This is a genomic window from Paenibacillus sp. Root444D2, assembly GCF_001426375.1.
Lineage (GTDB): Bacteria > Bacillota > Bacilli > Paenibacillales > NBRC-103111 > Paenibacillus_E.
This window is the reverse complement of the sequence record NZ_LMEO01000010.1, coordinates 26,662-47,749: the sequence shown is the minus strand read 5'-3', so window position 1 is coordinate 47,749 and position 21,088 is coordinate 26,662. Positions and strand designations below refer to the sequence as shown.

The window sequence follows — 21,088 nt, the reverse complement described above, 5'->3', positions numbered from 1 at the left end:
ACCCGCAATTCTTACGAAAATACAACGCAAATGAAAAGTAGAAAGTATCCTTTCTCGCAGGCAGAAGCTACACTCGGAACTAGAAGGCGGGACAATAACGATCCCGTTTCACAATTCACTCACTATGAAAAGGGAGGCGTTTTCATTGAAGAAAAAAATGAAACATGTAAGTTCCGTCATGCTGATTTCTTTACTCGCTGCTTCAGTTGCCGCATGCAGCAGTAATGGCGGAGACGAGAAGTCGTCGCCGCAGTCTGGCAAAGAAACACAGCCGCCGAAGTTGACCAATCTGACGTACTGGGTAACCAACCAGCCCTCAGCTGCTTCGCAGATGAAGACATACGCAGAAATGGAAATGTATAAGGAACTCGAAAAAATATCCGGTGTAAAGGTGGAATTCCAACATCCTCCGACCGATGCCCAACAGGCAAAAGAACAGTTCAACCTCATGCTCGCCTCCAACCAACTGCCGGACGTTATTGAAACGAGCTGGACGGGGTATCCAGGCGGACCGGAAAAAGCGATTCAAGATAGCAAAATTATTAAGCTGAATGATTTGGTCGATAAATACGCACCGAACCTAAAAAAACTGTTGACGGATCATCCGGACTGGAAAAAGCAAATCATGACGGACGATGGCAGTATCTACTCATTCCCGTTCCTGCGAGGTGGTGAGAAGGTCAGAGTGTTCTTCGGCCCAGGTGTACGTCAGGATTGGCTGGATAAACTGGGCTTGAAAATGCCAACAACGATCGACGAATGGTACAACGTGTTGAAAGCGTTTAAAGAGAAAGATCCGAACGGCAACGGCAAAGCGGACGAAATACCGATTTACCTCGATAAAGCATTATTCGCTACCGATGCTCCGTTCCTCGGCGCATGGGGCATCAATTACAGTTTCTACCAAGACAGCGGCAAAGTGAAGTACGGCCCAATCCAGCCGGAGTTCAAAGATTTCCTTGCAACGATGAACAAATGGTACAAGGAGGGCTTGCTTGACAAAGACTTCGCAGCACCGAACGATAAATTATACGACAATAAAATGACAACAAACCTGTTGGGAGCATCTGTGTTCTATAACGGCGGAGGCATCGGCAAATACGCCAACCTGATGAAGGACAAGGACCCGAATTTCAAGCTAGTCGCCGCTCCTTATCCGCTATTGAAAGCTGGGGATAAACCAATTTGGGGCCAGAAAGATTTTGTAACCAACGGTATTGGCGCTGCTATCACAACAAGCAACAAAAATCCCATTGAAACTGTCAAATGGCTTGATTATGCTTACGGCGAAAAAGGCGATCTGCTATTTAACTATGGCAAAGAAGGCGTCAGCTACAAAATGGAGAACGGCAAAGCCGTATTCCTTCCGGAAGTACTCAACCCGCCGAGCGGAGTCAGCCTTGCTCAATCATTTTCGAAGCATAACCGTTCGACGTGGAGCGCACCGTTCGTGCTTAGCGATAATTTCCAATTGCAATATCTCGCGCTCCCACAACAGAAAGATGCGCTTGAAATCTGGTCGAAACCAACGGCTGAACGCAAAATGCCGCTCGTGACACCGACCAAAGACGAAAGCAGCAAGTATGCTTCCGTCATGACGGATGTCGAGACTTATCGCGACGAAATGCTGCTTAAGTTCATTATGGGCGTGGAGCCGATCGAAAACTTCGACAAATATGTCAAGAAGATTCAAAGCATGGGCATCGAAGACGCCACCAAAATTCAGCAGGCTGCGCTCGAACGATTTAATAAACGCAGTTAAATCGAAAGCTTCGGACTGGGAGATGATCGGCTTCATCTCCCGCTTTCATATCGAAACCATGCAGAAAGGCAGGGAGAAACGATGGCGCAAAGCTCTGGAAACCTACAGGCAGGCACAGTAACCAAAATCTACCGCGAGCCTACATTACTTCAAGTTATTCGCTCGGATCTTAAGCGGCATTGGGCTATTTATGTGATGGCCCTTCCTGTTATCGCTTATTACCTCCTGTTTCATTACGGGCCGATGTACGGTTTACAAATCGCATTCAAAGACTTTTCAACCGTAAAAGGAATCTGGGGAAGTCCGTGGGTTGGTTTCAGGCATTTTGAAAGCTTTTTTAACGGTATTTATTTCTGGCGGTTAATTAAGAACACCATACTAATCAACGTATATGAACTAATATTTGGCTTTCCGGCGGCTATTGTATTAGCGTTGCTGCTCAATGAAATTCGTAACAGCATGTTCAAACGGGTTGTGCAGACAATCTCGTATTTACCTCACTTCATTTCAATCGTCGTCGTGGCTGGGATGATGGTCGACTTTTTAGGCCGTACGGGTCTCATCAACCAAATCATCGCCTCCTTCGGAATCGAACCGATCGACTTTTTGAAAGAAGCGAGCTGGTTCCGTTTCCTGTTTGTTTCATCTGGTATTTGGCAAGGAATCGGTTGGGGTTCCATTATCTATTTGGCGGCGATGGCCACCATCGACCCTACCCTGTATGAGGCTGCCCGGATGGATGGCGCGAACCGTTGGAAGCAGACGCTGCACATCACAATTCCCGGTATTATGCCCACGATCGTTATTTTGTTTATTTTGAATATGGGCAACATGCTCTCGGTTGGCAGTGAAAAAGTACTCCTTCTGTACAACCCGCTCACTTATGAGACAGGGGATGTCATTTCAACCTACGTCTATCGCAAAGGGGTTCTGGAGGCAAGTTACAGCTTTACGGCAGCGGTGGGGCTATTTAACTCCGTCGTAAGCTTCATTCTGATTGTGTCCGCCAACAGCATCAGCAAGCGGCTCACCGAGAATAAACTTTGGTAGTCAGAAGGGAGATTCGGCGATGAAACCAACAACAGGTGAACGATCATTTGGATATTTGAATGCACTCCTTATGATCGGCCTTTGCATAGTCACTTTGTACCCATTCTTATACGTTCTATTTGCTTCGTTTAGCAATGCAACGTCTTTCCTGCAGCATCGCGGACTGATGTTCAGCCCAGCCGGCTTCGATCTCGGCGCTTACAAAGCTGTGTTCAATAACCCAATGATTGTAAAAGGGTACCAGAATACGTTGCTCTATGTGGTGCTTGGTACCGCAATTAATCTCGTCATGACGGCGATCGGCGCCTACGTATTGTCCAGACCTCATTTATACTTCAAAAATATGATCATGTTTTTCATCGTCATAACGATGGTATTTCACGGCGGCTTGATTCCGACTTACCTGCTTGTGAACGACCTCGGGATGATGAACACGATGTGGGCGCTTCTCATTCCCGGTGCGATCAATACATTCAACATGATCATCATGCGGACCTCTTTTCAAGGCATCCCAGTTAGTTTGGAAGAATCCGCGCGAATGGACGGCGCTAGCGATTGGAAGATTTTATTTCTCATTATAATCCCGCTTTCGATGCCTGTTATTGCTGTCATGATTTTGTGGTACGCGGTAGGACATTGGAATTCCTACTTCAGTGCGCTAGTCTATCTGCGGAGCCGTGAAGACTACCCGCTACAGCTCGTACTCCGTGAAATTTTAATTGCCAACAATACGGATTCGATGATGACGGGTGCAGCCAACGATGATAAATACGCAATTGGGGAAACGATTAAATATGCGACGATTATCATCTCGACGTTACCCATTATTTGCCTATATCCGTTTCTGCAAAAGTATTTCGTCAAAGGGGTCATGATTGGGGCGATTAAGGAGTAACTCTGCTGCAAAGCATGTGTGGAGTGATCTTGCTTAAATAACCTCCACCCCGACACCCAGCTCTCGCCAACGATCAAAAAAGTCTGGGCATGTTTTCGAAACACAGCCTGGATCCGCAATCCTGACGCCATTCACCCTTGCGCCGATCAATGAAAGAGCCATCGCCATTCGATGGTCGTCGTGGGGGTCGAGCAGCGCGGGCTGCGGCTCCCCTGGGTACACCGTTAACCCATCCGCATGTTCTTCCACCTGAACGCCAAGCTTCCCAAGTTCCTCACACATCGCCGCAATGCGGTCGCACTCGTGATGCCTGATATGCGCAGCATCCGTCAATGTAATGGGACCATCTGCGAAGGGAGCCAATGCTGCTAGTGTAAGCGTCTGGTCAGACCAACGCTGCATACTCACCGTGAAGCCGCCTTTAAAACGGTTTGTACCCCGGACTTCAATGTAACGCTCACCATGCGTCACCGAACAGCCCATTTTCTCCAAAACAGACAGTAGCTCTATATCCGGTTGTCGTGTCTGCGAGGAAATTCCCTCAATACGTACACGTCCATTCGTCAGAGCAGCGAGTGCCCAGAAGTAACCGCAAGTTGATACATCGGGTTCCAGCATGAATGTACGAGCTTCATAAACGCTCGGCTGAATCGTAATCGTTTGCCCATCCTCATGAACCTCCGGCCTCACACCGAACGCCCACATCATATCTAATGTCATCTCGACGTAGTCCCGCTGCACAATTTGATCAGCGATCCGAATGGTAAGAGTGTCTTTCGCATAAGGAGCTGCGAGGAGCAATCCACTAATAAACTGACTGGAAACCGCTCCAGAAACCGTTACTTCTCCTCCGTTAAGACCATCCGCATGTAGCGTCAGCGGCACACATCCAAGATTGCCGTTATAACGGATATCCGCCCCCAAACTGGATAACGCGTCCAATAAAGGTGCAAGAGGCCTTTCAGCCATACGCTTACTGCCATCAACTTTCCATTCCCCATGTCCAACGGCAAGCGCCCCGGGTAAAAAGCGTGCGACCGTTCCAGCAGCCCCAACATACAAATCCGCTTTCGCGACAGACCAATGCCCTTCGTTCCCCTTGACCGTAAGCGAGTCCCCATCCATCTCGATTCCAACTCCCAGCTCTCCGAGCGCTTTCATACACCAATAGGAATCATCGCTTTGTAAAATACCCTGAAGTCGCGTGGTCCCCTTCGCCAGTGCAGCAATAAGGAGTGCGCGATTGGTGAAGCTTTTACTGCCCGGTATCGTAATAGTGGCATCTACCGCTCCGTGAAGCGGCGACAACCGTACCTCCTGTCCTTCCAGATGCTGCGACCACGGAGATCTAGCTCTCCGATCTGGCTCGTGCGTCTTTGAATCCTTCATCTCATCCACCCTCTCCAATTGTGCGTATCCTGTAAGCCAATTATAATAGGAGGTAAAGGCATAGATGAAATCACCAAATAAGCACCTTCCCATAAAGGAGCTCTATATCATGATCCATTTAGAATGGTACCGAATATTCCTTCACGCCGCCAAAGCGGGCAATTTAACCAAAGCAGCCGGGGAGCTTTACATTACCCAACCATCCGTCAGCTATGCAATTAAACAAATGGAACAGGCCCTATCCATAAAGCTTTTTCACCGGCAATCCAAGGGTGTGGAGCTAACAACTGAGGGGAAGCAATTACTGCTTTATGTGGAGCAATCTTTTGCACTTTTGGAGGCTGGGGAGAAAAAAATGTCCGCACTCAAGCACCTCACAGGAGGCGAACTTCGTGTCGGAGCGAGTGATTCGTTATTCAAGCACTTCTTATTCCCTTATTTGGATACCTTTCATAAACAATATCCCGATGTCCGCATCCGTCTTTCTCACGGCAAAACATCCGAGATTACAGCTCGAGTCAAAGAGGGCAGCATCGATTTCGGACTTATTCATTTGCCAACTGCCGATGATCCTCATCTCGATGTCCAAGCGATCATGACCCTCCAAGACTGCTTCGTGGGCGGTGAAGCTTACCGTGATCGAGATGACCACTCACTTTCCGCGCAGGATATCAGCCAATTCCCCTTACTGCTCCTGTCTCCTGGAAGCAGCACAAGGCGTTTCGTTGAGCAATGGTTCGCTGCCCAAGAAGTCACGATCGAGGCCGACATCGAGCTCGGCAGCATTGATCTGCTTATCGAATTTGCAAAACTCGGCTTCGGCGTTGCTTTCGTCCCTCGGTCTTACGTCGTCAAAGAATTGGCTGAAGGTGATCTGCATGAGCTAAAGCCTGCCAAAGCCATCCCTGCCCGCAGCATCGGAATCACCACCCGTCAAGATATGACGTCGTCTGTTGCGGCGGCTAAATTTCTTGAGATGCTTTCGTCTTAAAATTGCTTATACTGCCAATATATACTCTGAGAAGCAGATGTACGTACGCAGATATGTATACCGTACAAAGATACGTACACGTAAACGTTCACGCACACTTACTCTACATAAAACGCTTCTCGATTTTTTTGCTAATCATAAGTGAGAACGCAATAAATAAGGCCACGTAGATCAACTCATACGGATTCTCAATGAATCGCTTAGGATCGTGTCCGATGAAGCTAACCGACAGGACCATGACCGCTTTCCCCGCGGCAACCGCAACCAAAAAAGAACGAAACCTCATGCCGACTAGCCCGGCAGCCATATTAATCACAACGAAAGGTCCTATCGGAAAAAGACTGAGTATAAACACATAGTTGAAAGCCTGACGGCGCGCCCAAAGGAGACTTTTTTGGACCTTGGGCTTTTGTGCCCAGCGCTCTAGATAAGGATGGCCGGCTACTTTTTTGACGATCGCAAAAGTCACCAAGCACCCGCACACAATACCTATCCAAGAGTAAAGAAAACCGAGCCACAGCCCATATACAGCTGCATTTACACTAATAATGACAAGTGTAGGAAGCGGCGGAACGAATGATTTCAGGAAAGGTAGAAGAAGACCGGGCAAGGGGCCGAGTGATCGATACTTGTCCAGGATCATCGCCAAATTATCTTCCGTGAGGTAGGACAAGAGTTCTGTTATTCCCATATGTATGCACACCTACTCGCTTAACAGTTAGTTGGAGATTAGGATAACCTTTCAAATTAACGAAGGATAAAGGCTTACGCTGTCCAAAAGGACGTGCTCGCTTATCAAAGCTGGCTGAGAAAGCAAGTGAAGTTGCAAATTTATAAAATCGAGTCAACCGAAAAAAGAACCTCCATAGGCATAATAGCACATGAAGGTTCTGGTTGCTTATTTTTGAGCTAAAAACACTAAATTGACACATGATGGATCTCGCCTGTGGATGCTTATGCAAAAACTAATGTATGTCTGGTGACATTCGCTGGCTAACCATCGTACAAGTTGTATTCAGTATGACATTACATCTCGGCTGAACTACCTCAGGTTACAAAGTTGTATTCGTGCAGCAAATACCCTCTTCTTACCTACCTTAGCCCGCCAAGCGTCTTCCGTGCTACAAACGTCCTCGTCAGCTCTACCTTAGCCTCCAAAGTTGTATTTCGTACAACAATATTTCCTCTTCTCCCCTATGTTAGGCAAAAAAGTTGTATTTCGTACAACAGTTCCAGCTGAAAACACGCGTTTCCTCCGAGATGCGGCCAAATTGTTGTATTTTTTGCAATAATTTTCCTAATTCAGCCGGAATTGCTTCAAATTGTTGTACAAAGTGCAACACAACAATACCCGCTCATGACCAGAAGTGGGCATGGACCGACTCGTGAAGCTAACAATGAATTACTGGCGGAAAAGTAGCAGCGGGGCATGTAGTAGGAACAGCTAGAACAGCATATAGCAGGAACAGCCAGAACAGCATATAGCAGGAACAGCCAGAACAGCATATAGCAGGAACAGCTGTAACAGCCGGAGCCGCTGGAGCTTTACGCCTCTAGCGGGTTCACCGCTTCATGAAGCAGCTGCTCCAGCTCAGCGGTGTAGGCTGCGGTTTGCGCTTCGTCCCAGCCGAAGCGCTCAGCCATGAAGGCGATCGCAGGCGCCTTCCACTGCTTTGCCCACGAGATGTCGAAGAAGAGGGCGCCCGTGCGGCGGATGAAGAAATCCGCCGGCTTCACGACCATCTCGCACTCGATCGCGTACACGAGCGCAGCGAGCACAGCGGCGGGCATGCCCCGCTGCGCCGCCTCAGCCCGGTGCTGCTCCAGCAGCTCGAATACGGCGTCCACGTTGGAGCCGTACCTGCGCGCGAGCAGCGCAGCCTCTGCCTCGGTCAACCCCAGCCGCAGGCCTTGGCTGGCCTTGCCCCGCAAGAACGGCGCCAGCTTCGCGGAGCCGCCCACATCGCCGCCGGAGATCGGCAGCGTCCGGGTGCGGCTCGGCGGCAGCGCCGCCGAGACCTTGCCCTCCGCCAACAGCATGGCGGCGATCTTGTCCACGACCGACTCCGCCATTTTGCGGTAGCCGGTCAGCTTGCCCCCGGCCATCGAGATGAGGCCGGAGTCCGAGACGAAGATTTCGTCGCGGCGCGAAATCTCAGAAGGATCTTTGCCCTCTTGATGGATCAGAGGGCGCAGCCCGGTCCAGCTCGATTCGACGTCAGCCTCCGTCAACCCGAGGGACGGAAACATCTCGTTCGCGGCGCGCAGCACATAAGCGCGATCTGCTTCGGTAATACGGGGATTCGCGATATCCCCTTTGTAATTCGTGTCCGTCGTCCCGATGTAAGTTTTGCCGTCCCGCGGAATGGCAAACACCATCCGCCCGTCCGGCGTATCAAAATAAATCGCCTGCCGCAGCGGGAACTTGCTCTGATCGAACACCAGATGCACCCCTTTGGTCAGGTGCAGCGTCTTGCCATGCTTAGAGCGGTCCATCTCGCGCAGCGTATCGACCCAAGGCCCGGCCGCATTAACAATCTTACTCGCGTACAGCGAGTATGACTTCTTTTCAGACGCCTTTTCAGATGTCTCTCCAGACACCCCGCCGCCAATCTGATCCACCACACGCACACCAACCAACTTGCCATTCTCCACCAGCAGCTCTTCCACCTTAGCGTAATTCACCGCCAAAGCACCCAGCTCTACAGCCTTTTTCATAACCTCAATAGTTAAACGCGCATCATCTGTGCGGTATTCCACATAGTAACCGCCGCCTTTGAGATCCTTCTTCTTCAAAAGAGGCTCATGCGAGAGGGTTTCCTCTGGGCGGAACATTTTACGGCGCTCCGATCTTTTGACACCAGCCAAGAAATCATAAACCCGCAGACCCAGCGAGGTGGACAGCTTCCCGAACGTGCCCCCTTTATAGAAAGGCAGCAGCATCCACTCCGGCGTCGTCACATGCGGCCCATTTTCATATACAATCGCACGCTCTTTACCGACCTCAGCAACAACCTTCACATCCAGCTGTTTGAGATAGCGCAGCCCGCCATGAACCAGCTTGGTCGAACGGCTTGACGTCCCCGCAGCGAAGTCCTGCATATCAATCAACGCGGTGCGAAGCCCTCTGCTCTGTGCATCGAGCGCAATGCCAGCTCCCGTAATCCCGCCTCCAATTACGATCAGATCAAGCTTTTGCTTCGACATGGCTTGCAGCATTTCTGTTCTTTTCAGCGCATTAAACCCTTGTTGTTGCCCTATATTGGTTTGCTTAAGTTCCTTCGTCATCTCAATCTCTCCCTCGCGGATATAAAATAAAAAACCACAACATACCTAACACGTTTACACGTATAGGCCGCTGTGGCTTCTCCTAGTCTCCAACCGAATATTAACTTGTTATTAGTATATCATTGCTCACGCTTATTTAAAAGCCATTGCGGCATTTACTGCTTTTTTCCAACCGTTATACAAACTCTCTTGAAGTTCAGCTTCCATTTCCCGTTCAAAAGCCTTATCCACCTGCCACTGCTCCGCAATCTCCGCTTGATCCTTCCAAAAACCAACAGCCAGACCCGCTAGAAAAGCCGCGCCAAGCGCTGTCGTCTCACTAATCATCGGACGTTCTACCGTGACACCCAGCATGTCGCTTTGGAACTGCATAAGGAAGTCGTTCTTCACAGCACCACCATCCACTCGCAGCTTCGTGAGCTGAATGCCGGAATCGTCCTCCATCGCTTGCAGCACATCCTTGGTCTGATACGCGAGCGATTCGAGCGTTGCCCGAATGAAATGCTCCTTCGACGTCCCCCGAGTGAGCCCGAATACCGCGCCCCGAACGTCGCTGTCCCAATATGGCGTACCTAGTCCGACAAAAGCCGGTACCACATACACACCATCTGTTGATACAACACGCCTCGCGTACTCTTCACTATCCTTCGCCGATTTAATCATCCGCAGCCCGTCCCGCAGCCACTGAATCGCCGATCCTGCCACGAAAATACTGCCTTCCAGCGCGTACTCCACTTTCCCGTTCAATCCCCAAGCAATAGTGGTCAAAAGTCCGCTGCGCGATGGAATCGCGTGATTACCCGTGTTCATCAGCATAAAACATCCGGTGCCATACGTATTTTTGGCCATCCCTTTTTCAAAACAAGCTTGCCCGAACAGAGCCGCCTGCTGATCCCCTGCCGCACCCGCAATTGGAATCGCCGAACCGAAAAAGAAGCTTTCCTGCGTATAACCATACACCTCAGAAGAGGAGCGAACCTCCGGCAGCATGGAAGCTGGAATGTCCAAATGCCCCAGCAGCTCTTCATCCCACTTTAGCTCGTGAATGTTATAGATGAGCGTGCGCGAAGCGTTCGAATAGTCCGTCACATGCGCTTTCCCGCCTGTCAGCTTCCAGATCAGCCATGTATCCATCGTGCCAAAAAGCAAATCCCCGCGTTCCGCCTTCTCTCTGGCACCGTCAACATGATCGAGAATCCACTTGATTTTGGTCCCCGAAAAATAGGCATCAATCAGCAGCCCCGTACGCTGCCGAAACAGGTCGCTAAGCCCCTGCGCTTTCAGTGTTTCACAAATATCTGCCGTCTGTCTCGACTGCCAAACAATCGCATGATACACAGGCATCCCTGTGTGCCGATCCCAGACAACCGCAGTTTCCCGTTGGTTGGTGATGCCAATTCCCGCGATCTCCGCAGGCTGCACCCCAGACTCCGATAGAGCCGCCGCAATGACGCCCTGAATCGACAGCCAAATTTCGTTCGCATCATGCTCCACCCAACCCGGCTTCGGAAAATACTGCTTAAATTCCTTCTGGGCGACATGCACAATACTCCCTTTTTGATTAAATAAAATAGCTCTAGAACTTGTTGTCCCCTGATCAAGGGAAAGAATATAAGAAGGATTTGTCCCCGTCATTGCCATTGCCTTACCTCCACATGTTCAGGATCATTGATGATAATGCTGCCACAGCTCCGTATTCGACGTAGTAACTGCCGTTGCTCCAGCTCCTAACGCAAGCTCCACATCCTCCACCGTACGAATGAGTCCTCCTGCAAAAATAGGAATGCCCGAACGCTCCTTCACTTCCGTGATAATGTGCGGAATAATACCGGGAAGTACCTCAATGAAATCAGGTTTTGTCCTCTCCAAAAGCGTGTAGCTTTTATCCAAGGCACTGCTGTCTAGGAGAAAAAGCCGCTGAATGGCGATCAGGCCATTCTGTTTCGTCTTCATAATCACATTTCCCCGTGTCGAAATGATACCAGCAGGACGAATACTCTGACACAGAAATTCCGCCGCATAATCGTCGTTTTTGAGCCCTTCTATTAAGTCAGCGTGCAGCAGCAGCTTCTTTCCATTTTCTCTGCCCAGATCCACAATGCTTTTCAACTGCCCAATATGACAATCCAACAGAACTATATACGTATAATTAGATTTAAATAGCTTCTCTAGGTCTCTCATTTTGCGAATGGCCGGTAAAATACACTGCTCTTCCAAAGACATAACTTTCGCCCCCGTTTCTTTAAAAATGAACATCTGTCCCTATCCCAGAATGAGCGGAATGACAACAAAAAAACTCACCAAGTATTGCCAATGATATTCAATGGGCAATCCAAGTGAGTCTCCTGTCTCCGTCACATGTTATTAACTTACCTTCATTGTACTGAGGCAAGTACATCATGTCAATGACAATGATCATCCAGCTAATTTAGGTCGACAATGCCTTACGCACAGCTAAAATATACTTCGATTGATCCAGCGGATTGACTCCACGCCGCTTACGCTCCGCATGAACGTCCGGCGGACTTGGCTGATAGCCTGCGAATGAGGAAGTTATCACACCTCGTCCGCCTGACATTGCACTCAGCTTCACTGGATATTCCAGTGACGTAGCCACGGGCAGACGACCCTCGACTACGAATCTGCCTCCTGTCATTTGCGGCGGATCAAAAGCCGCTCTCATCTGCACAAGGTCGCTGAGCACCTTGCCCCCGAACTCCTCAGGCACGGTAATGCGAACCTGCAGCATCGGTTCGAGCAGTGTCGTGCCCGTCTGCGCAAGACCTTGCATGATGCCCATCGGCGTAGCGACAGCGAAGTCGAGCGGGTGAGTGTGCCATACATGATGCTCGCCTTCGACGAGAGTCACCTTGAGGTCGGTGACTTCCCAACCGAGCAGCCCTTGCTGGAGCGCCTCCGGTACACGGCGCTCCACCTCGTTCTGGTACTGCACGAGCAGATGCTCGCCGCGTACCAACGACTCATACACGAGCCCGCTGCCCGGCGCCCCAGGCTCGATACGAAAGCGTAAGATCGCCCAGCACGGCTTGGGCATCGTATAGGCAATGAAGCCTTCGCCCACTTTCGAAGGTGTTTCTTTATAGATCACGGAAGGTTGGTCGAACCTTACTCGGAGCCCAAAGCGCGAGCTCAAGAGACTCGTGAGAATCTCGAGCTGAATCGCGCCCATGACTTTCACATGCAGCTCGCGCTCCTCCTGCAGCCACTGCAGATCGAGCAGCGGATCCTCGTCCGTCAGCTCCTGCAGCGCTACGACAAGCGCCGGATACTGCGCCTCGCCCTCGGCGTGAACCTGCACAGTCAAGAGCGGAACCGCCATCTGCGGCGCAGGCGGCACGCTGTCTGCTCGGCCCAGCACATCGCCGATCCGCACCTGTGTCAGGCCGCAGACGGCTGCAATATCGCCGGCCATGACAAACCCGATATCTTCGGCTTTACGGCCGTCGATTTTGCGAATCTGGGTCACCTTCTCCTCCACGCCCTGCGTGACATTGACGACGGTGTCCCGGTTGCGTATCGTCCCCTCATAGAGGCGGACGTATGCCATTCTCCCCATGGTCTTGTCCCGCTCGACCCTGAACACCACGGCCGAAAGCGGCTGCTCCGCAGAGCCGCTCGGCCCAGGCAAATAATCAAGGATCGCTTCCATCAGCTCCTTGATACCAAGCCCTTTGCTGGAGGCTCCCACCAGCAAAGGAAAAGCCTCCCCCTGCCGCGCATATCGCTGCAGGGCTGCCTTCACCTCGCGTGCCTCGACCGGCGCGCCTTCGATGTAGCTCGTGAGCATGCGCTCGTCGAGCTCCGATAGCTTCTCCACCGCGGATGCCAAGTCGAATCCGCGCACCCCATCCGCGGCGACCGCATCCGCCGAGTCATCCGAGAGCACGTTCGCCGCACCGCGGAACGTGTCCTCTTGACCAAGCGGTGCATAGATCGGCACCGCCATCTCCGTGAGCTGCTTGTGAATATCGCGCAGCACGCGCTCGGGATCCGCGCCGACGCGGTCCATTTTATTCATATACAGCAAGGTTGGTATCTTGAGGGATTGCAGTGTGTGCCAGATCATTTCCGTCTGTGACTGCACCCCTTCCACCGCTGAAACAATAAGAATAGCCCCGTCCATTACCCGAAGTGAACGCTCCACTTCCGACAAGAAATCGACGTGACCTGGTGTATCCACAAGGTTAATCAACGTATCCTTCCATGAAAAAGAGGTCGTCGCGCTGCGAACCGATATCCCCCGCTCCCTTTCCACATCCATAGAATCCGTCTGCGCTGTCCCGTTATCTACACTACCCAACGAGCGAATTCGCCCGCTATGATAAAGAATATGCTCTGTCGTTGTCGTCTTACCCGCATCCACGTGCGCAAAAATGCCCACATTTCTTCTGGATATTGCTTGATTATCATCCCTCATCAGAGCCCGGATCCCCTTCTATTACTATCTTATCTTCATTATACTAAAAGTGCGTACAATTGGATAAGCTTGTCTATCAGTAATAAATTGTTTCACAAATTTTACTAGGCCTAATAGCCTGTTGACCATTATGATGGAAATACTAAACCTAGGAGGTTTTCACGTCATGGAAACTACGGAATTCGAGCAGTCAAGCCAGTCTATCCAACCTGAGGTATCTATCATACTATTGAATAAAATGCATCCTGCGATAACAGCCTTGTCCCAAGCAGACAGCAAACTAGCCAGTCTCATTGAACTGATCGGTGATCTTACACTCACGCCCAGCTACAAACCCTTTGAGTCGCTCGTCATGTCGATTATTTCCCAACAACTCTCTGCCAAAGCGGCTGCAACGATTAAAGCCAGAGTGCAGCTCGTTATACCGAACGTCACGCCTGAGCTTGTGCTCGCTGTGGAAGAGGAGGCCATCAGGCAATGCGGGGTCTCCTATCCCAAAATCCGTTACATCCGTGACCTCAGCACAAAGGTGATAACCGGCGAGGTGGCACTCGACAAGCTGCAGGATTTAGAAAACACAGAGCTGCTCAAACAGCTCACAAGTGTCAAAGGCATCGGCGCCTGGACAGCGGAAATGTTCCTCATTTTCACATTAGGCAGACCCGATGTCATGTCGATTGGCGATGCTGGCCTCCAGCGTGCGGCCAAATGGCTGCACACCCTTGCCGATCGCAAAGACGGTAACTATCTAGGCGAAGTTGCACCGAGCTGGGCGCCTTATCGCAGCTTTGCCTCGTTATATTTATGGCGTGCGATTGATATGGGGTTTGTGGATTCAGGCCTACAAGTGGAGGCTTGCACGAAACCCAACTTGGAGCAAGGATATTTGGCTTAAGCCGTTTCTTTTCGATGAATGAGTTTGTCAAAATAAGTTACGCCCCATACAAATAGTTTGATCAGCAAAATATATACTTTGCTCCCACTATTTTGTTGCACCAAATGCAATTGAACGTTGAACAGCTCATCACCCTTTAGTTGATTCAAGGAAATATGCGCTTTAAGATCAAATTGTTATACGAAATATACGAAATACAACAATGGCAGACTACTCTAACAAAAGGCAGTTCTATTGTTGCACAAATAACAACTTGGATTATCGTGTTGGTGGTGCGTGTACATCCTTTACCCACCGAATTATTGTATTTTGTGCAACAATTCGGTGGGTTCTTTGGACAAATTGGCTTTTTGTTGTACGGCGTACAATATTTTGGTGCGGATTGCTCAGAAATAATCGTTTTAAGAGCAAATTGTTGTACGAAATACAACAATGACAGGCTGCTCCCGCGTAAGGCAGGTGTATTGTTGTACAAAATACAACTTGAACTATCATGTTTCTCGGGGATTTCAATTACAACAACACAATAGCTAACCAAGCTAAATAGGACCTTAACCTTCGTTTATCCCCTATTCGAAAACATACAATCTAAAAAAGCGCAAAAGGCCAGCCAGCCCCTCGCGCTTATTCTCATTTTACCGCTATTCGCAATCCTCTTAAATACGTTTGAAGCAAGCGCCGCAGGCTTTCGTCTTTTTCCAGCTCCATTCGAAAACCGTTTCTATGCTCGAGTGAGGCAAAGCCATGCACCATGCTCCGAAATCCGCGTACCACATGCAGTGCATCTTCTTCACTGAGTCCATATGGCTCTAAAATGCGCAGCAAGAAAAGCACAACTTGGCTTCCTGCCTCTTTCAACTCAGGATCCTCGTAGTCAGGCAATGAGGAGATTGCCTCGTATAATCCCGGCTGTTTCCTAGCGAACATGACGTAAGCGAAGCCTGCTGCCAGCAGCGCGTCATCTTCGGCTTTGCCAATTACAGCCTCGACCATCGCTTCTTTAATCAGTACAAGGCCGCGACGGGAAAGCTGCTTTCTGAGATCAGGAAAGCCTTTAATATGATTGTATAGTGACGGTGTTTTCACGTTCAATTTAGCAGCTAATGCGGCTAGTGTCAGCTGCTCAACACCTTGTAAATCGGCCATTTCAATTGCTGCTTGAAGCACAGTCTCTGCGTCTAATCCCTGTCTGTATGCCACGGAAGTTCCTCTTCTCTGTCTCTAAATTGTTGCTGCATCTGTATGAAACTTTTTGGTTGCTTCTTCTATAATGCGATCCATGGTTGGAATCGGCTGCTCAATCATTCGTCCGTGTCCGACGGCCAAAAGGCTTGGCTCTAGCTGTCTCAGCTTGCGCGCGCTCGCAAGCGACACTTCTTTATTCCACGTCGCCATGGCTGGGAACGGAAACCAGAATTTCATAACACCAGAGACCGCTGCGCCGCCGCGAACTTGAAAAGCGTCCCCAGCAATCAATGCCCGAGTGCGCACATCTAGGAAAGCCATCATCCCTGGCGTATGCCCAGGAGCTGATACAGCTTGCAGCGATCCTACGCGGTCACCATCCTCTAGAAGTACATCCGGCTTCGTCTGTACAGACTTAGGAACATCTCCCTTAATCGGCGAATTCGGTTCGCCAGCTTCTAATTCTTTGCTGCCCGTCAGCAGCTTGGCATCTCTTCTTGAGATATAGACCTTAACATTCGGCAGCGCCTTTTTCAAACCGTCAAGTGCCCCAATATGGTCTCCATGTGCATGTGTAAGGACGATGCGAGTGAGCGGTTTTCCAATCTGTTCTGCTGCTTGAAGAATCCCTTTGACACTGAACGGCAGCGCCGCGTCAATTAGCGTTAATTCATTCTCTTCCTCCACTAAATAACAATTCACCGGAAAAAATCTTGGCATAAAAGCCAGTTGATACAAAGAACCGATACGTGTCATTTTCATAATAACGCCTCCCGTTTACTATTTATATTAGTATAATAACTAATGATATTAGTTTTGTAAAGAGGGGAATTGCCCTAAATCCATTTTTTTCTCCATTATGGTAAAATAGATCTCAGATTTGTACTAGAGCCTATTTCGATAAAGTGAGGAACCCCACATGAATACAGAAACGTTAGAGCTTTTTCGGACGCTGACTGAAATGCAAGCAGCACCCGGTTTTGAACGAGAAATCCGCAAGTTTGTTCGCGGTGAATTGGAGAAATATACAGACGAGTTCGTTCAGGACGGACTCGGCAGCTTGTTCGGTGTCCTGCGCGGCGATGAGACAGGTCCTAAGATCATGGTGGCCGGCCATTTCGACGAGGTCGGCTTCCTTGTGACCGGCATCACGGAGCATGGCACAATCAAATTCCAGCCGCTCGGCGGCTGGTTCAGTCAAGTACTGCCCGCGCAGCGCGTGCAGATTATGACAGATCAAGGGCCGATCATCGGCGTGATCGGCTCGGTGCCCGTGCACTTGCTGGACGAAGCGTCACGCAGCAAGCCCGCAGACATCAAGACGATGTATGTGGACATCGGCGCTGAAGATAAAGCCGATGCACAGCGCATCGGCATTCGTCTCGGGCAGCAGATTGTTCCCATCTGCCCGTTCACACCCCTGGCCAATCCGAAGCGGATTATGGCCAAGGCTTGGGACAATCGCTACGGCGTCGGCTTGGCGATTGAGCTCTTGAAGGAGCTTCACGGCGGGCCGAAGCTCCCGAATGTCCTGTACGCCGGTGCCACCGTACAGGAAGAAGTTGGCGTGCGCGGCGGACGCACGGCTGCGAATCTCATCCAGCCGGACTTGTTCTACGCGCTGGATGCCAGCGCCGCCGGGGATATGACCGGCGACCGCAATGCTTTTGGGCAGCTAGGGCGCGGTGCGCTGCTGCGTATCTTTGATCCCACGATGATCACCCACCGCGGGATGGTCGAGTTTATCCTCGATACGGCGGAGACGCACAAGATTCCGTATCAGTACTTCATCTCGGCGGGTGGGACAGACGCCGGACAGGTGCACGTGCAAGGCAGCGGCATTCCCTCTGCCGTCATCGGTGTTTGCGCGCGTTATATTCATACATCCGCGTCCATTCTTCACGTGGATGACTACGCCGCCGCGAAGGAACTGCTCATCAAGCTCGTACAGGCGAGTGACCGTACGACGCTGAACACGATCCATGCGCAAGCGTGATCGTTTCGTTTAGCTTATGTAATAATTAAAAAAGAAACTGCCCCGTCATTTTAGACATGGAGCAGTTTCTTTTTCTATTTCGCTTATTTCAATACATACGTCGACATACTTCCAGTTGCTGGCAACTGATTGCTTGTTGAATCACTCCAAAGGAACCCAAGACTAATCGTATTTCCAATGCTTATGCCCAATTCATTCAGAGGAATGGCAATCTCAATTACCGTATCGTTTACGGCATAATTCGTTTTGCTAACGAAGCTAGTAACTTTAGTCCATGACCAAGTTGAACCATTTCCACTATATCGATATAAACTTCCGTTTTCTACCATATAATCAGCTCCGCTTGAGCTCCAGTTTTTCGCAGAAAAGCCACTGGTTGCATTGTTGTCTGCATTTATATAAATTTGACTTTTACTTGTTAAGCTACTCCCCTGAACAAGCAGGTAAAAATTCGTCGAATTGTTTGAAGCCTTCAAAACTTTGACTTTTGAGCTTCCAGAGCTTAATACTTCTACATTGCTCCAATCACTGTCACTCCCATTAACAGTTATAACGGCTTGTGTTGGCACCGGTGTTGGCACTGGTGTTGGTACCGGTGTTGGCACTGGTGTTGGTACCGGTGTTGGCGCTGGTGTCGGTATCGGTGTTGGCGCTGGTGTCGGTATCGGTGTTGGCACTGGTGTTGGCACTGGCGTTGGTACTGGTGTTGGCACTGGTGTTGGTACCGGTGTCGGCACTGGTGTTGGTACTGGTGTTGGTACTGGTGTTGGTACCGGTGTTGGTACTGGTGTTGGTACCGGTGTTGGTACTGGTGTCGGTACTGGTGTTGGTACTGGTGTTGGTACTGGTGTTGGTACTGGTGTCGGTACTGGTGTTGGTACTGGTGTTGGTACTGGTGTCGATACTGGTATTTGTTCACTACTACTTATCGTGATAAGCGTTCCTGTCTGCGGGAGTTTATCCATCTTTGAATCGTTCAAGATGTATCCCACTTGAATAGCATTTCCATCTGCTACAGCTAAACTAACTAATGGAATCGAAACTTCAAGAACGCCATTTGTTGCAATGTAATTTTTCGTATCTTGAAAATTAGCTACCTTCGTCCACGACCAATTGGTTCCGCCTGTTCCGCTGTAACGATATAATGAACCATTTTCCAATAAGTAGTCGGCTCCGCTCGAGCTCCAATTGGAAGTAATAAATCCAGTAGTTGAATTCTTATCCGTGTTTAAATAGATTTGGTGTTTGGTAGCTGTGCCGCTCCATTGAGCGAGCAAGTTCAAGCTGGAGTTATCAATTTTTGCTTTTAGCACCATCGCGTTGGAAGTACCCTTGCTTAGAAGAGGCATCGCATCCCAATCTGTTGAATTCCCATCTATAACTAACGATGAGCTCGGTACCGGATTCGCAGGTATTAATCGTGCAGTAAACTCATGAGAACCAATGTCGATGGTAGCACCTTGTATTCTAGCTGATCCTGCGAAATCATCAGTTGCATTGGGGAAAGCTCCAGCAAATCCTTTATCAATAGCTGGAGAGCCCTCCTGCAAGTTAAAATTATTCGTAGCCTTGTCTACAAATTTAGGGTCATCAAATACGGAATTAGCATCATTACCTGTGGCAGTCTTATACGAATTCCACGTTGTATAGGTGATACCTTGCCATTTCCATACACCCTTATCCATTCCGCTAGTTGTATAGAATAAGTTATAATCCAGGACATTTGCTGAGCCGCTTGTGTTTGTCTTGCTTATCATGGTTTTTTGCGATTGGCTGTAAATGATATTGTTTTTTATACTGTTGTTTACCATATTCCATTGAAAACCTATATCTCCATACCCTTGTACGAGGGTATCGTTTTCTACAAAGGTATTATTTACTATGATATTATTACTTGCCCCGCCTCTACTAGAAGAAGAACCACCCATAATTAAACCTGCTCCATAATTATGGTGAATCAAGTTATTTTGCACTTTAATAGCGCTTGTCATCTTACCTGCATTCTCACTTGCAAGTTCGATCCCAAAATCATTGCCATACACATGATTCTTTTCTATTACGATATTCGTCGCACCGTCTGCATAAATGCCTCCAGCAGCGTGTACACCTCGGTACGCAGGGTTTATGGAAGAATCAATATGATAGACGGTATTTTCGGCAACTCTTCCATTGCGTGTTTGATCCACACACGAACTGGCACACGCCCCGTAAAATCCCGCTAACTCAATACCAATATTATTATTGTCATGAACTTTGTTGTGCGTAATTTCAAAACCATCAATATTTCCGCTTAACGTCAAGGATTCACTCCAACCCGTGACAAGATCATGTATATCATTACCGCTTATCGTAAGGCTAGTTATTGCCGTTGTAGTATTTCCCAGTACATGTATACCATGTGCATTACCGCTGCTGGCCGTATTCTTAATATCATGGATGTTATTATTTAGAATTTGAATGTTTGTACTTCCGTTTGTTACTCGAATTGCTGCCGGGTCTGAGGAACTACTGGAAGCGACTAGATTCGCTAGCTCGAAACCAACGATTTTGATATAACTCGATTTTGACAAATAAAACAACGACTGATTGGAGCTAGTTAGTGTTAAGCCTGTACCATCAATAATAGGAGTTTCCCCGGCGTAATTCAGAAATTGAATGTAGCCTCCGCTTGCGGAACCTGATACTTGAATCGTGACTAGCTCCCGATATGTGCCGCCTCTAACGTATACAGTATCTCCTGGAATAAGTACATTTGCTGCTTTCTGAATGGTTTTCCACGGAGCAGTTAATGTACCCGCATTACTGTCATTCCCTGAAGTGGATACATAATAAGTGTTTCCACCTGCAGCTTGAACTGGAGTAGCGGAAAAGCCAGTTGCAAACAGCACCCAGATCATCATACTTACCAGTATTATAGATACACTTGACGTTAGAAAACCAAATTTACTTCTTTTCATTACATCCATATCGTCAACACCTCATTCTTTATTATAAAAAGAAATAGGATACCGAAGTACGGTATCCGCAAGGTCCACGAATTCGTCAGCTTCGGCAACTGGCTGGCAACTCTTCATCGGAAGAGGAAGCCCCTATAGTTTTGCGCCCCTTGATTTCCCAAGGTATGCCTTTTCGGTTTTATAAATTCACATTAATCAAAAAAGGTCGACAATTCTATAGTTCTAAATGCCTATTATTAAAA

15 protein-coding genes and 1 riboswitch are annotated in these 21,088 nt (G+C 49.1%); of the genes, 6 read left to right on the top strand and 9 right to left on the bottom strand.

What is annotated here, in order from left to right; translation table 11 throughout:
- Positions 1–124: 124 nt before the first annotated feature.
- The 3 genes from ASD40_RS08010 to ASD40_RS08000 all read left to right on the top strand — a co-directional run bounded on the left by ASD40_RS08010 (position 125) and on the right by ASD40_RS08000 (position 3,707).
- Positions 125–1,762 carry an extracellular solute-binding protein gene (locus ASD40_RS08010; RefSeq protein WP_442952635.1) on the top strand — a complete coding sequence of 546 codons (1,638 nt, stop codon included), beginning with the start codon at positions 125–127 and terminating at the stop codon, positions 1,760–1,762.
- 81 nt (positions 1,763–1,843) lie between these two features.
- Entirely contained in the window at positions 1,844–2,812 is a 969-nt protein-coding gene (locus ASD40_RS08005; protein ID WP_057302787.1) for an ABC transporter permease, read from the top strand.
- A gap of 19 nt (positions 2,813–2,831) precedes the next feature.
- Positions 2,832–3,707: a carbohydrate ABC transporter permease gene (locus ASD40_RS08000; protein ID WP_057302786.1), complete on the top strand. Its 876-nt coding sequence runs from the start codon at positions 2,832–2,834 to the stop codon at positions 3,705–3,707.
- 33 nt (positions 3,708–3,740) lie between these two features.
- Here the strand turns inward: ASD40_RS08000 and aroA are convergent, their stop codons facing one another.
- On the bottom strand, positions 3,741–5,096 hold the full coding sequence (gene aroA, locus ASD40_RS07995) for a 3-phosphoshikimate 1-carboxyvinyltransferase (RefSeq protein ID WP_057302785.1): 1,356 nt from the start codon (positions 5,094–5,096) through the stop codon (positions 3,741–3,743).
- Positions 5,097–5,205: 109 nt separating this feature from the next.
- Here aroA and ASD40_RS07990 point away from each other — a divergent pair, with 109 nt between their 5' ends.
- Positions 5,206–6,087: a LysR family transcriptional regulator gene (locus tag ASD40_RS07990; protein ID WP_057302837.1), complete on the top strand. Its 882-nt coding sequence runs from the start codon at positions 5,206–5,208 to the stop codon at positions 6,085–6,087.
- A 103-nt stretch (positions 6,088–6,190) separates the two neighbouring features.
- Here the strand turns inward: ASD40_RS07990 and ASD40_RS07985 are convergent, their stop codons facing one another.
- The 5 genes from ASD40_RS07985 to ASD40_RS07965 all read right to left on the bottom strand — a co-directional run bounded on the left by ASD40_RS07985 (position 6,191) and on the right by ASD40_RS07965 (position 13,813).
- Positions 6,191–6,778: a TVP38/TMEM64 family protein gene (locus tag ASD40_RS07985; protein WP_057302784.1), complete on the bottom strand. Its 588-nt coding sequence runs from the start codon at positions 6,776–6,778 to the stop codon at positions 6,191–6,193.
- Between the two features lie 854 nt (positions 6,779–7,632).
- Positions 7,633–9,375, bottom strand: coding sequence for a glycerol-3-phosphate dehydrogenase/oxidase (locus ASD40_RS07980; protein ID WP_082562119.1), 1,743 nt, complete (start codon positions 9,373–9,375; stop codon positions 7,633–7,635).
- 132 nt (positions 9,376–9,507) lie between these two features.
- Positions 9,508–11,010 (bottom strand): glycerol kinase GlpK, encoded by a 1,503-nt coding sequence (gene glpK / locus ASD40_RS07975; protein ID WP_057302835.1) that lies wholly within the window; start codon positions 11,008–11,010, stop codon positions 9,508–9,510.
- Between the two features lie 30 nt (positions 11,011–11,040).
- On the bottom strand, positions 11,041–11,598 hold the full coding sequence (locus ASD40_RS07970) for a glycerol-3-phosphate responsive antiterminator (protein ID WP_057302834.1): 558 nt from the start codon (positions 11,596–11,598) through the stop codon (positions 11,041–11,043).
- A 205-nt stretch (positions 11,599–11,803) separates the two neighbouring features.
- Entirely contained in the window at positions 11,804–13,813 is a 2,010-nt protein-coding gene (locus ASD40_RS07965; protein ID WP_057302783.1) for a GTP-binding protein, read from the bottom strand.
- A 166-nt stretch (positions 13,814–13,979) separates the two neighbouring features.
- Here ASD40_RS07965 and ASD40_RS07960 point away from each other — a divergent pair, with 166 nt between their 5' ends.
- Complete coding sequence (locus tag ASD40_RS07960; protein ID WP_235549199.1) at positions 13,980–14,708, top strand: DNA-3-methyladenine glycosylase family protein; 729 nt, start codon at positions 13,980–13,982, stop codon at positions 14,706–14,708.
- Between the two features lie 630 nt (positions 14,709–15,338).
- Here ASD40_RS07960 and ASD40_RS07950 read toward each other — a convergent pair.
- Positions 15,339–15,908 (bottom strand): TetR/AcrR family transcriptional regulator, encoded by a 570-nt coding sequence (locus ASD40_RS07950; RefSeq protein WP_156389932.1) that lies wholly within the window; start codon positions 15,906–15,908, stop codon positions 15,339–15,341.
- A 21-nt stretch (positions 15,909–15,929) separates the two neighbouring features.
- On the bottom strand, positions 15,930–16,655 hold the full coding sequence (locus ASD40_RS07945) for an MBL fold metallo-hydrolase (protein ID WP_057302781.1): 726 nt from the start codon (positions 16,653–16,655) through the stop codon (positions 15,930–15,932).
- Between the two features lie 157 nt (positions 16,656–16,812).
- Between ASD40_RS07945 and ASD40_RS07940 the strand changes: the two genes are divergently transcribed.
- A complete protein-coding gene (locus ASD40_RS07940) occupies positions 16,813–17,889 on the top strand; it encodes a M42 family metallopeptidase (RefSeq protein ID WP_057302780.1) in 1,077 nt (358 codons plus the stop codon).
- Positions 17,890–17,972: 83 nt separating this feature from the next.
- On the opposite strand, the gene ASD40_RS07935 is transcribed toward ASD40_RS07940, so the two are convergent.
- Positions 17,973–20,855, bottom strand: coding sequence for a right-handed parallel beta-helix repeat-containing protein (locus ASD40_RS07935; RefSeq protein ID WP_057302779.1), 2,883 nt, complete (start codon positions 20,853–20,855; stop codon positions 17,973–17,975).
- Between the two features lie 81 nt (positions 20,856–20,936).
- Positions 20,937–21,025, bottom strand: a riboswitch (cyclic di-GMP riboswitch).
- Between the last annotated feature and the right edge of the window lie 63 nt (positions 21,026–21,088).

Bases quoted from the DNA above. Each gene is read 5' to 3' on its own strand.
- ASD40_RS08010 (WP_442952635.1), top strand. From the start codon at position 125: ATGAAAAGGGAGGCGTTTTCATTGAAGAAAAAAATGAAACATGTAAGT.
- ASD40_RS08005 (WP_057302787.1), top strand. From the start codon at position 1,844: ATGGCGCAAAGCTCTGGAAACCTACAGGCAGGCACAGTAACCAAAATC.
- ASD40_RS08000 (WP_057302786.1), top strand. From the start codon at position 2,832: ATGAAACCAACAACAGGTGAACGATCATTTGGATATTTGAATGCACTC.
- aroA (WP_057302785.1), bottom strand. From the start codon at position 5,096: ATGAAGGATTCAAAGACGCACGAGCCAGATCGGAGAGCTAGATCTCCG.
- ASD40_RS07990 (WP_057302837.1), top strand. From the start codon at position 5,206: ATGATCCATTTAGAATGGTACCGAATATTCCTTCACGCCGCCAAAGCG.
- ASD40_RS07985 (WP_057302784.1), bottom strand. From the start codon at position 6,778: ATGGGAATAACAGAACTCTTGTCCTACCTCACGGAAGATAATTTGGCG.
- ASD40_RS07980 (WP_082562119.1), bottom strand. From the start codon at position 9,375: ATGACGAAGGAACTTAAGCAAACCAATATAGGGCAACAACAAGGGTTT.
- glpK (WP_057302835.1), bottom strand. From the start codon at position 11,010: ATGACGGGGACAAATCCTTCTTATATTCTTTCCCTTGATCAGGGGACA.
- ASD40_RS07970 (WP_057302834.1), bottom strand. From the start codon at position 11,598: ATGTCTTTGGAAGAGCAGTGTATTTTACCGGCCATTCGCAAAATGAGA.
- ASD40_RS07965 (WP_057302783.1), bottom strand. From the start codon at position 13,813: ATGAGGGATGATAATCAAGCAATATCCAGAAGAAATGTGGGCATTTTT.
- ASD40_RS07960 (WP_235549199.1), top strand. From the start codon at position 13,980: ATGGAAACTACGGAATTCGAGCAGTCAAGCCAGTCTATCCAACCTGAG.
- ASD40_RS07945 (WP_057302781.1), bottom strand. From the start codon at position 16,655: ATGAAAATGACACGTATCGGTTCTTTGTATCAACTGGCTTTTATGCCA.
- ASD40_RS07940 (WP_057302780.1), top strand. From the start codon at position 16,813: ATGAATACAGAAACGTTAGAGCTTTTTCGGACGCTGACTGAAATGCAA.
- ASD40_RS07935 (WP_057302779.1), bottom strand. From the start codon at position 20,855: ATGGATGTAATGAAAAGAAGTAAATTTGGTTTTCTAACGTCAAGTGTA.